Source organism: Devosia ginsengisoli (genome assembly GCF_024707105.1).
Taxonomy (GTDB): Bacteria; Pseudomonadota; Alphaproteobacteria; order Rhizobiales; family Devosiaceae; genus Devosia; species Devosia ginsengisoli_A.
Genome location: NZ_JANQAJ010000010.1, coordinates 81,213 through 94,229 on the forward strand (window position 1 = coordinate 81,213; position 13,017 = coordinate 94,229).

The 13,017-nt window shown below is 63.7% G+C and carries 17 protein-coding genes and 1 pseudogene; 8 read left to right on the forward strand and 10 right to left on the reverse strand.

Annotated elements, in window-relative coordinates; translation table 11 throughout:
* Positions 1–306: 306 nt before the first annotated feature.
* A pseudogene (locus tag NVV79_RS13900) lies at positions 307–759 on the forward strand (CoA pyrophosphatase); the annotation flags it as partial.
* Complete coding sequence (locus tag NVV79_RS13905; RefSeq protein ID WP_303990662.1) at positions 756–1,940, forward strand: CCA tRNA nucleotidyltransferase; 1,185 nt, start codon at positions 756–758, stop codon at positions 1,938–1,940. The pseudogene NVV79_RS13900 and the gene NVV79_RS13905, both read left to right, overlap by 4 nt.
* A gap of 115 nt (positions 1,941–2,055) precedes the next feature.
* Here the strand turns inward: NVV79_RS13905 and NVV79_RS13910 are convergent, their stop codons facing one another.
* The 4 genes from NVV79_RS13910 to hemF are packed head-to-tail and all read right to left on the reverse strand — an operon-like array spanning position 2,056 to position 4,375.
* The gene (locus NVV79_RS13910; protein ID WP_303990664.1) at positions 2,056–2,253 is read right to left on the reverse strand and encodes a DUF1059 domain-containing protein; all 198 of its coding nucleotides are present in this window, start codon (positions 2,251–2,253) and stop codon (positions 2,056–2,058) included.
* A gap of 55 nt (positions 2,254–2,308) precedes the next feature.
* Positions 2,309–2,818, reverse strand: a complete 510-nt coding sequence (locus NVV79_RS22655) for an AAA family ATPase (protein WP_369684732.1) — start codon at positions 2,816–2,818, stop codon at positions 2,309–2,311.
* On the reverse strand, positions 2,815–3,480 hold the full coding sequence (locus NVV79_RS22660; protein WP_369684733.1) for an AAA family ATPase: 666 nt from the start codon (positions 3,478–3,480) through the stop codon (positions 2,815–2,817). The genes NVV79_RS22655 and NVV79_RS22660 overlap by 4 nt, the downstream gene beginning before the upstream one ends.
* A 1-nt stretch (position 3,481) precedes the next feature.
* The gene (hemF, locus tag NVV79_RS13920) at positions 3,482–4,375 is read right to left on the reverse strand and encodes an oxygen-dependent coproporphyrinogen oxidase (protein ID WP_303990666.1); all 894 of its coding nucleotides are present in this window, start codon (positions 4,373–4,375) and stop codon (positions 3,482–3,484) included.
* A 164-nt stretch (positions 4,376–4,539) separates the two neighbouring features.
* Here hemF and NVV79_RS13925 point away from each other — a divergent pair, with 164 nt between their 5' ends.
* A complete protein-coding gene (locus tag NVV79_RS13925) occupies positions 4,540–5,424 on the forward strand; it encodes an alpha/beta fold hydrolase (protein WP_303990668.1) in 885 nt (294 codons plus the stop codon).
* Between the two features lie 5 nt (positions 5,425–5,429).
* Here NVV79_RS13925 and NVV79_RS13930 read toward each other — a convergent pair whose 3' ends face one another.
* The gene (locus NVV79_RS13930) at positions 5,430–5,900 is read right to left on the reverse strand and encodes a tRNA (cytidine(34)-2'-O)-methyltransferase (RefSeq protein WP_303990670.1); all 471 of its coding nucleotides are present in this window, start codon (positions 5,898–5,900) and stop codon (positions 5,430–5,432) included.
* Between the two features lie 244 nt (positions 5,901–6,144).
* On the opposite strand from NVV79_RS13930, the gene petA reads away from it, so the two are divergent.
* From petA to apt, 5 genes are all read left to right on the forward strand, one after another.
* Positions 6,145–6,669 (forward strand): ubiquinol-cytochrome c reductase iron-sulfur subunit, encoded by a 525-nt coding sequence (gene petA / locus NVV79_RS13935; protein WP_303990682.1) that lies wholly within the window; start codon positions 6,145–6,147, stop codon positions 6,667–6,669.
* A 14-nt stretch (positions 6,670–6,683) separates the two neighbouring features.
* Positions 6,684–7,934 carry a cytochrome b N-terminal domain-containing protein gene (locus NVV79_RS13940; RefSeq protein WP_303990685.1) on the forward strand — a complete coding sequence of 417 codons (1,251 nt, stop codon included), beginning with the start codon at positions 6,684–6,686 and terminating at the stop codon, positions 7,932–7,934.
* 80 nt (positions 7,935–8,014) lie between these two features.
* Complete coding sequence (locus NVV79_RS13945; RefSeq protein ID WP_303990726.1) at positions 8,015–8,794, forward strand: cytochrome c1; 780 nt, start codon at positions 8,015–8,017, stop codon at positions 8,792–8,794.
* A gap of 143 nt (positions 8,795–8,937) precedes the next feature.
* Positions 8,938–9,132 carry a hypothetical protein gene (locus NVV79_RS13950; RefSeq protein ID WP_303990688.1) on the forward strand — a complete coding sequence of 65 codons (195 nt, stop codon included), beginning with the start codon at positions 8,938–8,940 and terminating at the stop codon, positions 9,130–9,132.
* A 33-nt stretch (positions 9,133–9,165) separates the two neighbouring features.
* The gene (apt, locus tag NVV79_RS13955; RefSeq protein WP_303990689.1) at positions 9,166–9,699 is read left to right on the forward strand and encodes an adenine phosphoribosyltransferase; all 534 of its coding nucleotides are present in this window, start codon (positions 9,166–9,168) and stop codon (positions 9,697–9,699) included.
* Between the two features lie 277 nt (positions 9,700–9,976).
* Here apt and NVV79_RS13960 read toward each other — a convergent pair whose 3' ends face one another.
* From NVV79_RS13960 to NVV79_RS13980, 5 genes are all read right to left on the reverse strand, one after another.
* The gene (locus NVV79_RS13960; RefSeq protein WP_303990692.1) at positions 9,977–10,381 is read right to left on the reverse strand and encodes a GFA family protein; all 405 of its coding nucleotides are present in this window, start codon (positions 10,379–10,381) and stop codon (positions 9,977–9,979) included.
* Between the two features lie 89 nt (positions 10,382–10,470).
* Entirely contained in the window at positions 10,471–10,863 is a 393-nt protein-coding gene (locus tag NVV79_RS13965; protein ID WP_303990727.1) for a VOC family protein, read from the reverse strand.
* Between the two features lie 88 nt (positions 10,864–10,951).
* The gene (locus NVV79_RS13970) at positions 10,952–11,215 is read right to left on the reverse strand and encodes a hypothetical protein (RefSeq protein ID WP_303990695.1); all 264 of its coding nucleotides are present in this window, start codon (positions 11,213–11,215) and stop codon (positions 10,952–10,954) included.
* Positions 11,216–11,375: 160 nt separating this feature from the next.
* Positions 11,376–11,546 carry a hypothetical protein gene (locus NVV79_RS13975; protein WP_303990698.1) on the reverse strand — a complete coding sequence of 57 codons (171 nt, stop codon included), beginning with the start codon at positions 11,544–11,546 and terminating at the stop codon, positions 11,376–11,378.
* A gap of 354 nt (positions 11,547–11,900) precedes the next feature.
* Positions 11,901–12,920, reverse strand: coding sequence for a TerC family protein (locus NVV79_RS13980; RefSeq protein WP_303990700.1), 1,020 nt, complete (start codon positions 12,918–12,920; stop codon positions 11,901–11,903).
* Positions 12,921–13,017 lie beyond the last annotated feature (97 nt).

Consider the following 13,017-nt stretch of genomic DNA (forward strand, 5'->3'; position numbering starts at 1 on the left):
TTGTGCCACAAGCTCGATCTGTTCCTCCCCCTATCAGGGGGAGGTTGGGAGGGGGTATCCCCTTCGGGTAGCCATTTCCTCCCGAACTGCACTATCCCTCCCCCCTCCCCGAACCCTTTTCCGGTGCCTCCTTGTCGTCCGACGACGCCATCATCACTCGTCTCAGTGCGCGCCTGCTGACCGCTCCACCGCCCTGGCCGGCGGCGGAAGCGCTCGTGCCGGATTGGGCGCCGGAGGAGCCGTTCAGCCGGCCGCCCGTGCCGGCAGCGGTGCTGATCGCGCTGATCTCGGCGGCCCGAGGGCCATACCGTGCTCTATACCGAGCGCTCGCCGGACCTGCGGGCCCATTCCGGCCAGGTGGCCTTTCCCGGCGGCAAGGTGGATGCCGGCGATACGGATGTCGCAGCCGCCGCCCTGCGCGAGGCCTTCGAGGAAGTGGGGATGGAGCGCGCGGACGCGACTGTGCTCGGCTTCATGCCGACCTATTTTACCGGCACCAATTATCTCATCACCCCTGTCGTCGCCACGGTCGAGCCCAGCGGCCCCTTCGTGCCCAATCCGGGCGAAGTGCATTCGGTGTTCGAAGTGCCGCTGCAGCGCATTCTCGCCAACGAGGCCTATGGCCAGTTCCGCATCAAGCGCAACGGCCAGGAGCACCGCACCTGGCAGATCGACCATGATGGCCACCGCATCTGGGGTATCACCGCCAATCTCACCCGTCGCTTCCGCGAACTGGCGCTGAGCAAGGCCGTGCCATGAGCGATCTGTTGCAGCAGGCCGAATGGCTCAACCGTCCCGAAGTGCAGGCCATTTTTGCCGCGCTCGATGGCAACCGGCGCCGCACCCGCGCCGTGGGCGGGGTGGTGCGCGACACAATCATGGGCCGGCCGCATAGCGGCGATATCGACATGGCGACGGAGCTCCTGCCCGACGAGGTCATGGCGCGGGCCAAAGCCGCTGACATCGCCTGCTACCCCACCGGCATCGACCACGGCACGGTGACGCTGCGAATGGGCGAAACCCTGGCCGAAGTCACCACTTTGCGCCGCGATGTCGAGACCGACGGCCGCCATGCCGTGGTGGCCTTCGGCACCGATTGGGTCGAGGATGCCGGCCGCCGCGACTTCACCCTCAACGCGCTCTATTGCGCCGCTGATGGCACGCTTTACGATCCGCTTGGTGGCATCGAGGATGCGCGCAACGGCGTCATCCGCTTCATCGGTGACCCGGCCCAGCGCATCGCCGAAGACGGGCTGCGCGTCTATCGCTTCTTCCGCCTGTCAGCCAGCCATGGCGGCGAACGGCTGGACCCCGATGGCCTCACCGCCTGCGCTGCCGCCGTGGGCCAACTCGCCCATCTGTCGCGGGAGCGCGTCGGCAGCGAGATGCTGCGCATGCTGGCTTTGCCGAAAATCGCGCTGACGCTGGCGGTGATGTCGGAAATTCGCCTGCTGCCGCTGGAGGACGCCACGCAGCGCGCGCTGGTCGCCTATGAAAGCATTGGCGGGCAAAGCCCCGCCACACGGCTCGCGCTGATCGGCGGCGATGACCTGGGCACGCTGCAATCGGCCTGGCGCCTCTCCAACGAAATCGTGGCCAGCGCCCGCTCCATCATGCGCGCTGCGAACCTGCTGGCCGACGACAGGATCGCCGAAGCCGCCTATCGCCATGGCGAACAGGCCGTCGAAGGTCTCGCGGCCGCTGCTGCGCTCAACCAGTGGGGACCGGCCCGATTGGCCGAAACCGCCCGCGTGCTCGGGGCGACCGTCGTGCCGCCCTTTCCGGTCACTGGACACGATCTGGCCGGCCTCGGCATGGCGCCGGGACCGGCCCTTGGTCAGGAACTGGCCCGTCTCGAAGGGGCCTGGATCGACAGCGGCTTCACGCTGGGCAAGGTCAAGCTGCTGGCGCTGGTCAATACGGGATCGAAATCCCGGTAACCGAAGCTCCAGAAGCCCTCATGGTGAGCCTGTCGAACCACGAGGGCGTGGCATTGCATCCTCCACTCGCTCGACCTCGTGGTTCGACAAGCTCACCATGAGGTCTTTGAGAGGCCTAGTGCTTGGTGGTCTTGCCCGTATCGACATCGACGATGCGCTCCTTGATGCGCTCGATCATATCGGGCCGCACCTCGGTTTCGCCGTGATAGGTCCTGAGGTTTTCCACCGCGCGGCGAACCACTTCAGCCTCGCTTTCAGCCTCGGCATGCCAGGTGGCGCCAGGAATGAGCGAACCGGATTCAAAGCGTTTCATGTCTTTCCCTCCTTGTGCCAAGGCACAACGCCTGCGGCAGGGCAGGGGTTCCCCCTCACTCGTCGTCAAACTCACCGAACTGGCTCAAGCCTTCCAGCCAGGTGCCGTCATCGTCGCGCACCACCTCGCGGGGCAGCACGCCGCTCTCGGCGGCGATGGCATCGGCCAGGTCGCGGGCATGGGTGACCACCCAGACCTGGCTGCGCTCGGCCGCCTTGACGATCAGCCGCGCCAGCATGGGCAACAGGCTGGGATGCAGGCTGTTTTCCGGCTCGTTGAGCGCGATGAAGGGCGGCAGCCGATAGGAGAGCAGCGCTCCGGCCAGCGCCAGGAATTGCAGCGTGCCGTCGGAAAGCTCGTGCGGTTCGAAGACCCGCTTGGGCATTTCGGCATAGCGCATGCCGAAGCCGGCAAATTCGCCGACATCAGGGATGACCAGTTCCGCGCCGGGAAAGGCATCCGCTATCGCCCGGTCGAGATCGATCCGGTCGCCCCTGATATGGTGCAGCGTCGCCAGCACGGCGCCCAGATTGCTGCCGTCGGAGGCGAGCGAAGGCGCCGTCACCGCCCGCGATGGCCGGCGCAGGGCGGATTCGGCATCGGTACGGAAGCCATGAAAGAACCGCCAGGCAACCAGGAATCGCGGACCAGGGCGATTTCCGAGCGACCGGACAAAGCGGCCAAAGCCGTTTCGCTGGCCAGCATGTCGTCATTGGCCACTTCGCGCAGGCCAGCCGCATCGCGGGCCCAGGCCGTGCCGCCCTTGCGTTCCATCAGGCTGACCGTCTTGCCGCGCTGCTGCCAGCCCAGGCTTTCCGCCTTGATCTGTGCCTCATTGGGAAAGGCCGCGTCCGTCTTGGTGGGAAAGCCCACCTCGAGCCGGTAGGTCGGGTCGAAACTGCCATCGCCCAGGTCGGCGAAGCTGGCGGCCAGCCGCAGGCTGTGGCCCTCGCCCTTGCGATAGCCGTCGGTGCGGTACATCGGGTCGAAACTGCCATCGGGCGAGAGGTTCTTGCCGCCCGCCCAGAAGATCGAGGCGAGGCCCCCTTCGCGGGCGATCTCGTCGGCCAGCGTGCCGCGCGCCGCAGCCTGCAGCAGTTCCAGCGACCGATAGAGGTTGGTCTTGCCCACGCCATTGCCGCCCACCAGCACCGTCAGTTGCCGCACCGGAAACCGGATCTTGCGGATCGAGCGATAGCCGATGATCTCGATGGCGCTGAGCGTCATGTCACGGCCAGCGTACTTCCGGCGGCATGGAGGAGAGGATCGAGTTCACATTGCCCCCCGTCTTGAGCCCGAAAGTGGTGCCCCGGTCATAGAGCAGGTTGAATTCGACATAGCGCCCCCGGCGCACCAACTGCTCATGCCGGTCGGCTTCCCTCCATTCTGTCTCGAAATTGCGCCGCACCAAATCGGGATAAATCCCAAGGAAAGCCTCGCCCACCGCCTTGGTGAAGTCGAAATCGGCGTCCCAGTCGCCCGAATTGTGGTGGTCGTAGAAAATCCCGCCCGTGCCGCGATGCTCGTTGCGATGGGGCAGGAAGAAATATTCGTCGCACCAGTCCTTGTAGCGCTGGTAATCCACGCCCGGCCGGTTTTCGCAGGCGGCGCGCATGGCGGCGTGGAAATCCACCGTATCGCGATCCTCCTGCACCCGGCGGCGATCCAGCACCGGGGTCAGGTCGGCGCCGCCGCCGAACCACTGCTTGCCGGTCACGATCATGCGCGTGTTCATATGCACCGCCGGCACATGCGGGTTCCAGGGATGCACGATCAGCGAAATGCCCGAGCTCCAGAATTTGGCGCCCTCTTCGGTGCCCGGCATCTGCTTGGCGAAATCGGCCGAGAATTCGCCATGCACGGTCGAGATATGCACGCCCGCCTTCTCGAATACGCGGCCATGCAGCATGCCCATTTCCCCGCCGCCACCGGCGGCGCGATCCCATGGGGTGATTTCGAATTTGCCTGCCGGCATATGGGTGTTCGGCCCCTGCACATCGGCTTCGATTCTCTCGAAGGCGGCGAAAATCCGGTCGCGCAAGGCGCGGAACCAGGTCTGGGCGGTGGCCTGCTTGGCCTCGATATCGTCTGGAAGTGTCATGGTGGTGAAATGAACCGTCATTTGAGCCCTGTAAAGCTGTTGCTCGGCGTTTTTCTGTCCCCAGCATAGCCGTCACCGCGTCCAGCGCCTTGATCCAGCGCAAGAGGATTTCGGATCTGCGCACAAACCCCTTGACCATAACTAAAAGGTTATATAGCTATTTAGTTACTAACGAGGAGCCAATCATGTTCAGGCAATTGCTGACCACCCTTTCCTTCGTCGCGACCCTGGCCGTTGCGACCCCATCCATCGCCCAGGGAGAAACCTCGATGAGCACCCCCACGACCACCGATCGCGTCGCTGTCAACGGCGTCGAACTGTATTACGAAATCCACGGCGAAGGTTCGCCGCTGGTCATGCTGCATGGCGGCGTCAACCCGTCCGACATGTTCGGCGCGCCGCTGGCCGAAATGGCCAAGACCCACAAGGTCATCGCCATCCATATGCGCGGGCACGGTTTCAGCACCGATAGCGACGCCCCCTGGAGCTATGAGCAGATGGCCGACGACGTCGATGCCCTGCTGGGCACACTTGGCATCGACACGATCGATGTCATGGGCTGGTCGCTGGGCGGGGGCGTCGCCTATCAACTGGCCATCCGCCATCCCGAGCGGGTGGGCAAGCTCATCGCCATCTCGATGAATGTACGGAGTGACGGCAACTTCCCCGAGGTCGAGGCGGCGTTCGAGGCCATGCCTGATATGGCGGCCCAGATCGCGCAGGGTGTCGCCCAGTCGCCGCTGGGCGCGCTCTATCCCGATGCCGATTGGGAGGCCATCTTCCGCAAGACCGGCGAGATGAACCAGCATGGCTATGACTGGTCCACCGATATCGCGGGGATCACGGCCCCGACGCTGCTGATCTTTTCGGATGCCGACATGATGCATCCCGAGCATATCGTGGAAATCTACAAGCTGTTCGGTGGCGGCACGCGTGATGCCGGTGTCGATGGTGCGCTGCGCCCCACGCCCAACCAGCTCGCGATCATTCCCGACACCACCCATTATGACCTGATGCTCAAGGCGACCAACAGCGCCACGGACTATGCCAACGCCTTCCTCGCGAAATAGGCCCGTCAGCGCAGGCCGGCGAATCCGCCGGTCTGCCGCTTGGCCTCGCCCAGCACCAGCGTCGCGGCCAGCGCGACATTGATCGAGCGCATTCCCTCGCGCATGGGAATGCGCACCCGCACATCGCAGGCTTCCGCCACCGTGCCCGGCACGCCGGCGCTTTCGCGACCCACCATCAGGATGTCCTCGTCGCGGTACTCCACGGCATAGGCCGAGGTTTCCGCCCTGGTCGTCAGCAGCACCAGCCGCCGGCCCTGCTCCTGCTGCCAGGCATTGAAGGCGGTCCAGCTCACATGCTCATGCACGCTGGCATGGTCGACATAATCGAGCCCCGCCCGGGCCAGCGCCTTGGGCGAAAACGGGAAGCCGGTGGGGTGGATGAGATGGATGGTCGTGCCCAGGCAGGCGCCCAGCCGGATCAGCGTACCGGTATTGTTGGCAATGTCGGGCTGGTAGAGGGCGAGATCGACCGGCATGGCGGAATCCATCAATTGTCGGGGATTTGCCGGCCCCTCGCACAGGCGCGGGCCGGGCAGGGTTGGGTATAGTGTCGCACTTCTCGGGTGTCACCCTTGGGCGCACTGGACAAGTTCCTGTGACAGTGCAAAAAGAACCGCAACTGACGGGCCGCTTGAGGGCGGACGGCTGCCGATTCTGCCTATGCGTGAAACGGTTTGCCACGCCGGCCGCGTCTGAAGTGATTGTACGGGGATACGGACCTTGGCCACGCAAGCTCATCATTCAACGACACGGCGGGATTTCATCTTTGTCGCAACCGGGGCCGTGGCTGGCGTCGGCGCTGCTGCCACTGTCTGGCCACTGATCAACCAGCTCAATCCCGATGCCTCGACGCTGGCGCTGGCCAGCATCGAATTCGATATTTCCGCCATCCCCGAGGGGCAGTCGGTCACCATCATGTGGCGCGGCCTGCCGGTTTTCGTGCGTCACCGCACCCAGGCCGAGATCGACGAGGCCAAGGCGGTTCCACTTGCCGACCTCAAGGATCCCGAGACCGACGAGCAGCGCACCAAGGAAGGCCACGAACAGTGGCTGATCATGATCGCCAACTGCACCCATCTCGGCTGCGTGCCGGTGGGCGAATCGGGCGATTTCGACGGCTGGTTCTGCCCCTGCCATGGCTCGCACTACGATAGCGCCGGCCGCATCCGCAAAGGCCCCGCACCGAAGAATCTGGTGCTGCCGCCTTATGAATTCCTCAGCGATACGCTGGTCCAGATCGGTTAGTGGGGGCTTTTCCGATGTCAGAACATTCGACTTACACGCCCGGGAACGCCGTCGAGAAGTGGCTCGATGACCGCCTGCCGATCATCCGGTTCTCCAAAGAGCACCTGATGGACTTCCCGACGCCGAAGAACCTCAATTACTGGTGGACCTTCGGCGCGATCCTCGTGATGTGCCTGGTGATCCAGATCGTCACCGGCGTTATCCTGGCCATGCACTATACGCCGCATGTCTCGATGGCCTTCGACTCGGTCGAGCATATCCGCCGCGACATCAATGGCGGCCGCATGATCCAGTCGTTCCACGCCGTGGGCGCCTCGATGTTCTTCGCGGCGGTCTATATCCACATCTTCCGCGGCATGTATTTCGGCTCCTACAAGGCGCCCCGCGAGATCCTGTGGATCCTGGGCGTGCTGATCTTCCTGCTGATGATGGCGACCGCCTTCATGGGCTATGTGCTGCCCTGGGGCCAGATGTCCGGCTGGGCTGCCACCGTGATCACCAATATCTTCGCGGCCATCCCGGTCATCGGCAATCCGCTGCTCGAACTGCTGCGCGGCGGCTTCTCGGTCGGCAATCCGACGCTGAACCGCTTCTTCTCGCTGCACTATCTGCTGCCCTTCATCATCGCCGCCATCGTGGTGCTGCATATCTGGGCCCTGCATGTGCCGGGCAACAACAACCCCGTCGGCGTCGACGTGAAGGATACCAAGCGCGACACGCTGCCCTTCCATCCGTACTACACGATGAAGGACGCGTTCGGCATGGTGCTGTTCCTGATCCCGTTTGCCTGGTTCGCGTTCTTCGCGCCCGACATCCTGGGTCACCCGGACAACTATATCGAGTTCAACGCCCAGGTGACGCCGGCCCATATCGTGCCCGAATGGTACTTCCTGCCATTCTACGCGATCCTGCGCGCCATCGACTTCAACATCCTGTTCATCGACTCCAAGCTCGGTGGCGTGATCTTCTTCGGCGGCTCGATCCTGATCCTGTTCTTCCTGCCCTGGCTGGATACGTCCAAGGTTCGCTCGGGCAATTTCCGCCCGATGTTCAAGTGGTTCTACTGGCTGTTCGTGGTCAACTTCGTGGCGCTCACCTATCTGGGCGCGGCGCCGGCCGAAGGCATCTACGTGGTTCTCGCCAAGATCTGCACCGCCTACTACTTCATCCACTTCCTCGTCATCCTGCCACTGCTTGGCCGCATAGAGACGCCTCGGCCATTGCCGACCAGCATCTCCGAAAGCGTCCTGGGCAAGGCACATTGAGGCAAGGGGCAGGAACCATGTTGAACACCAAGACTATCCTTGCCGCTCTGGCGCTGGTTGCCGGTCTCGCAGCGCCCGCCATGGCGCAGGACCATTCGACCCCGCATATCGAAAAGCAGAGCTGGTCGTTTGCCGGCATTTTCGGCACCTATGACCAGAACCAGTTGCAGCGCGGCTTCCAGGTTTTCCGCGAAGTCTGCTCCAGTTGCCACGGCGCCCGTCTGCTGGCCTTCCGCAACCTTGCCGAAGCGGGTGGCCCCGGCTTCTCCGAAGCGCAGGTCAAGGCGCTGGCGGCCGAATATGAAGTGGCCGATGCCACGGCCGATGGCGGTGTGCGCGCTGCCGTGGCGGCCGACCGCTGGCCGTCGCCCTTCGAGACCGAACAGGATGCCCGCGATGCGAATGGCGGCGCGTTGCCGCCGGACTTCTCGGTGCTGGCCAAGGCCCGTGGCGTCACCGACGCCTTCCCGTTCTGGGTATTCAACTACTTCACCGGTTATTCGGAAGGCGGCCCGGACTATATCCACGCGCTGCTCAACGGCTATCACGAGGAAGCCCCCGAAGGGTTCGAACTGGCGGACGGCAAGTATTACAACGACTACTTCCCCGGCCATGCCATCGGCATGGGCCCGCCGCTGATGGACGAGCTGGTGGGTTACGAGGTCGCCGAAGGCGAAGCCGAAGTGCCGCTGACCGTGGAGCAGTATTCCACCGACGTAGCCGCCTTCATGATGTGGATGGCCGAGCCGCACCTGGCTGGCCGCAAGCAGACCGGTTTCGTCGTGCTGCTGTTCCTCGTGCTGTTCGCCGGCCTGATGTACGCCACCAAGCGCCGCATCTGGCAGGGCATCGAGCACTAAGGTCCCAGCATCGGATTGATTTGAAAGGGCCCTCTCGCAGGGCCCTTTCTGTTTCAACGCTCACAGCCGCTTCAACCCCTTGCCAATCGGCCGGCAGACCGCAATATTCCAGACAAGCCGTCCGCGTTGCCGAGGGAGCCGACATGTCCGCCATTCGCATTGCCGTCACTGTCGTCAGCACCGCCATTGCCGTGAGCCGCCATCCGGCAATCCGCGCCGGCATCAATGCCGTGGCCGCCAATCCCAAGGCGCGCGAAACCGCGATCAGCGTCACCCGCAGCGCCGCCTACAATGCCGGGGTCATCGCCCGCCATATCGTCGGCCGCCGGTCGAACTGAACCACCCTATTTCCATCCTCTGACAGGTTTGCCATGCCGCTCGACCTCAAGGCCCTCGTGCGCACGATTCCGGACTATCCCAAGAAGGGCATCCTGTTCCGGGACATCACCACGCTGATCGAGCACCCCGAGGGCTTCAAGGAAAGCATCGAGCGCATTGCCGGGCTTTATCGCGGCCAGGGCATTACCCATGTCGCCGGCATCGAGGCGCGCGGCTTCATCTTCGGGGCAGGCGTCGCCATCGCGCTGGGCGTGGGTTTCATCCCCATCCGCAAGAAGGGCAAGCTGCCCGGCGAAACGATCGGGCAGAATTACGCGCTGGAATATGGCGTCGACACGATCGAGATCCATGCCGACGTGCTTGACGGCAATGACAAGGTGCTGCTGGTTGATGACCTCATCGCCACGGGCGGCACCGCTATCGCCGCTGTCGGCCTGCTGCGCCGCACTGGCGCCACGGTGGAAGACGCCGCCTTCGTCATCGACCTGCCCGATCTCGGCGGCGCGGCCAAGCTCAAGGCCGAAGGCGTTGATGTGACCGCGCTGATCGCGTTCGAGGGGCACTAAGGGGTCTGCAATTTCGTCCCAAGAGTGGAGCCACCCCTCGCCCCCTGTGGGAGAGGGGGTAATTTCTTCGTTCAGAAGAAATTACGGGTGAGGGGGCTGCGCTCACCCATGCCTCAATGCCGGCGGGAAACTCGGTACCCCCTCATCCGCCCTTCGGGCACCTTCTCCCACGAGGGGAGAAGGGGTAACTCAGTGGGAAGGCAACATGGCGCCACATCCCCGATCTGTTCCTCCCCCTATCAGGGGAGGTCAGGAGGGGGTATCCCACTTAAATCCCCTACCAGCTATTCCGCCCATCCACCTTCTCGACGGCAATCCCCGACCAGTCGAGGTCATCCACCAGCCGCAGGTTCACCGCATAGCTCCGCTGTGCCGGCATGCTGCCGGGGGTGAACCCTTCCTTAGGCGTGCCGTCATTGTTGTAGACAGAGGCCCAGTCGGGCGAGTCGCCCCAGGTCTGCATGCCGCAATTGCCGCAGAAATGGTGCTGGTTCATGCCATCGCTGGCCGAATAGGTCTTCTCGCCCTCCTGCGACAGGAACGTCATCTCGCCGGCGCCATAATAGCCCCAGACCGCGCCGGTGCGGGCGCAGTAGCTGCAATTGCATTCCTTGGCATGGGCGGGGGGATAGGGCAGTTCGATCCGGGTGGCGCCGCAATGGCAGGAGGCGATGAGGGACATGGCAAAAGCTCCGTTCTGGTGAACAGCACCATGGATCGGGCGTGCTGACAGGCCCTGTCAGCAACCTGCTGCGGCGGCGTATAGCGTTTTCAGGCCGCCATGGCCTCGCGCCGGTCGACCAGGCAGAACTGGTTGCCCTCGGGGTCGCGCATCACCGTATAGGTGGGCAGCACGCGCACCGTCTCGGCGCCGGTCTCGCGCAGGTGCTCCACCGTGCCGGAGCGGTCATCGACCTCGATGTCGAAATGCACGCGATTGTTGTCGTAGCGCCGGCCTTCGACATTCTGGAAGCAGATGGACGGGCCGGGGCCATCGACCATCACGGTGGGGTCGGTCTCGGGCGTCAGGCCCAGGGCGGCCAGCCGGGCAATCTCGGCATCGTCATAGGCGCGGATGGCATAGCCATCGAGCAGGCCCACCCAGAAGGCGGCCAGTTTCGCCGGCTTGTCGCAGTCGAACACGATCTCGTGGATTTTCCCCATCATCGTCTCCTTCTTGTCCTTGCGTCTTGGCTAGACCGCAATTGCGGCAAGACTGGCGCAGGGCAGGCGGAGAGGCAATGGGCCGAGGTCAGGCGTCGACCGGCTTCAGTGTAACGGGGTCGAAATACTGCATGATCAACTGGCCGTCGACCTGCAGATAGGCGCGGAGCAGGCCGTTCCATTGCTCCACCGCGGTGGCGTCTATGCCCCGGTCCTGCAATTGGCGCAGCGTGCGGTCGGCGTCGAAATCCAGGCGATCCTCGTGGTGATCCATTGCCATCGCGCCCATGGTTGGCAGTGCGGTCACGGCGCCGATGGTCGCCAGCAGAACCAGTACGGTTTTCGAGTTCATCTTGTTGCTCCTTCCTTGCACAGGAAGAAGTCGTGTGCGCCCCCAAGGGTTGCAAGGCGCTGCCGGTGCAAAGAATTCGTGCAATCTTGCAAAAGGGCCCGACGCAACCGGTGGATGACCCGGCGCCACCGGTGAACCACCTGTAGCGCCGGGCCGGATATCAGTGCCGCTTGCCGAGCAGGGCTTCCAGCGTCGGGAGCGGCAGTGTCTGCTCCTTGGGCTGGACGACCTTTTTGGCCTCCACCTTGCGCATCGGGATCGGCGCGCCGTGGCGCGGCACATTGTGGGTGCGGGCGACCTGTTGTGGCCGCTGGAAGATGTTCTTGGGCATGAGCAAAGCCTTTCACTCTCCCCGCCCGGCATTCGCGACGCAGCGGGGTTGCAACAGAAGAAGCGCAGCGCAAGCGAAAACGCCGCGCGATGAAGCGTGGTTTTGGTCGGACGCGGGGATGTCGTTAAGGAGGGGGCGGGTCGGCTGTCGTCAGGGACAGACGCGCCTCGGACCTGATCTCGCTCTGAACGGTATCCATGACCAGCCGGTCACGCGCAGGCGCGGAACGGCGGAATCTCGGGCGTCCGGGGCAAGTTCTCAGATCATTTCGGCGCTGGACCTCATCTTGGAAACGGGCGGACCATAGAAAAAGGACGGGCCGACGTCAACCGCCGGCCCGCCAGTTCTCCTCCCTCAGGGTTCTAGACGCCCTGTTTGCGGGGCCTGTTCGGCCCCGATATTGGTCTCGTTGCGGGTCTTCCACAGCGAGAAGATCACCCCGCCCGCCAGGATCGTCAGCGTCACGATCAGGCTCAGCAGCGTGTCGATATGGACATGCAGCGGCACGAGGAAGATCTTGATGCCGACCAGCACGAGGATGATGGCCAGCGATACCTGCAGATAGCGGAAGCGGTTCATCGCCGCCGCCAGCGCGAAGTACAGCGCCCGCAGGCCGAGAATGGCGAAGATGTTGGAGGTGTAGACGATGAACGTGTCCTGCGTCACCGCGAAGACGGCCGGCACCGAATCCACGGCGAAGATCAGGTCGACCACCTCCACCATGATCAGCGCCACCGCCAGCGGGGTCAGCCAGGTCACCAGCTTGCCGGTTTTCGGGTCGGGCTGCTTCACCATGAAATTGCGGCCATGCAGTTCCTTGGTCACGCGGAAGCGCTTGGTCAGGAATTTGAAGACCGGATTGTTCTCGATATCGGGCGCTTCGTCCTTGTGGCTGAACATGCGAATGCCGGTGAAGACGAGGAAGGCGCCGAAGCCGAACAGGATCCAGTTGAACTCGTTGACCAAAGCCGCGCCCAGCCCGATCAGGATGGCGCGGAAGGCGATGACGCCCAGAATGCCCCAGAACAGCACGCGGTGCTGGTAGATGCGGGGAATGGCCAGGAAGCCGAAAATGGTGGCGATGACGAACATGTTGTCCATCGCCAGGCTCTGCTCGATCAAATAGCCGGTATAGAATTCGAGCCCGGCCTCGGCCCCGCGCTGCCACCATACCCAGCCGCCGAAGGCGAGCGCTATAGCGACGTAGAAGCCGTAGAGCGACAGGCTTTCACGCGCACCGATCTCGTGCTCGTCGCGGTGCAATATGCCCAGGTCGAAGACCAGCAGGCCAATGACGATCGCGACGAACGCGACCCAGAAATAGACGGGAGTACCCAGAAAATCGCCCATAAGGGCGCCAAGAAGCGATTCCATCGCCGGACCTTTCTCCATGAAGTTTGGAGCAGCTCCGACATCACGAGGATATAGATCATCCTCGCCAGAGGGGCCCGGCGCCGCATGACCAAAATGC

Excerpts from the sequence above, each read along its gene's own strand:
- NVV79_RS13950 (WP_303990688.1), top strand. The coding sequence starts at position 8,938 with ATGTCCGCCATTCGCATTGCCGTCACTGTCGTCAGCACCGCCATTGCC.
- NVV79_RS22660 (WP_369684733.1), bottom strand. The coding sequence starts at position 3,480 with ATGACGCTCAGCGCCATCGAGATCATCGGCTATCGCTCGATCCGCAAG.
- NVV79_RS13925 (WP_303990668.1), top strand. The coding sequence starts at position 4,540 with ATGTTCAGGCAATTGCTGACCACCCTTTCCTTCGTCGCGACCCTGGCC.
- NVV79_RS13910 (WP_303990664.1), bottom strand. The coding sequence starts at position 2,253 with ATGAAACGCTTTGAATCCGGTTCGCTCATTCCTGGCGCCACCTGGCAT.
- NVV79_RS13965 (WP_303990727.1), bottom strand. The coding sequence starts at position 10,863 with ATGGGGAAAATCCACGAGATCGTGTTCGACTGCGACAAGCCGGCGAAA.
- apt (WP_303990689.1), top strand. The coding sequence starts at position 9,166 with ATGCCGCTCGACCTCAAGGCCCTCGTGCGCACGATTCCGGACTATCCC.
- NVV79_RS13945 (WP_303990726.1), top strand. The coding sequence starts at position 8,015 with ATGGCGCAGGACCATTCGACCCCGCATATCGAAAAGCAGAGCTGGTCG.
- NVV79_RS13940 (WP_303990685.1), top strand. The coding sequence starts at position 6,684 with ATGTCAGAACATTCGACTTACACGCCCGGGAACGCCGTCGAGAAGTGG.
- NVV79_RS13980 (WP_303990700.1), bottom strand. The coding sequence starts at position 12,920 with ATGGAATCGCTTCTTGGCGCCCTTATGGGCGATTTTCTGGGTACTCCC.
- NVV79_RS13905 (WP_303990662.1), top strand. The coding sequence starts at position 756 with ATGAGCGATCTGTTGCAGCAGGCCGAATGGCTCAACCGTCCCGAAGTG.
- hemF (WP_303990666.1), bottom strand. The coding sequence starts at position 4,375 with ATGACGGTTCATTTCACCACCATGACACTTCCAGACGATATCGAGGCC.
- NVV79_RS13970 (WP_303990695.1), bottom strand. The coding sequence starts at position 11,215 with ATGAACTCGAAAACCGTACTGGTTCTGCTGGCGACCATCGGCGCCGTG.
- NVV79_RS13975 (WP_303990698.1), bottom strand. The coding sequence starts at position 11,546 with ATGCCCAAGAACATCTTCCAGCGGCCACAACAGGTCGCCCGCACCCAC.
- NVV79_RS13930 (WP_303990670.1), bottom strand. The coding sequence starts at position 5,900 with ATGCCGGTCGATCTCGCCCTCTACCAGCCCGACATTGCCAACAATACC.
- NVV79_RS13960 (WP_303990692.1), bottom strand. The coding sequence starts at position 10,381 with ATGTCCCTCATCGCCTCCTGCCATTGCGGCGCCACCCGGATCGAACTG.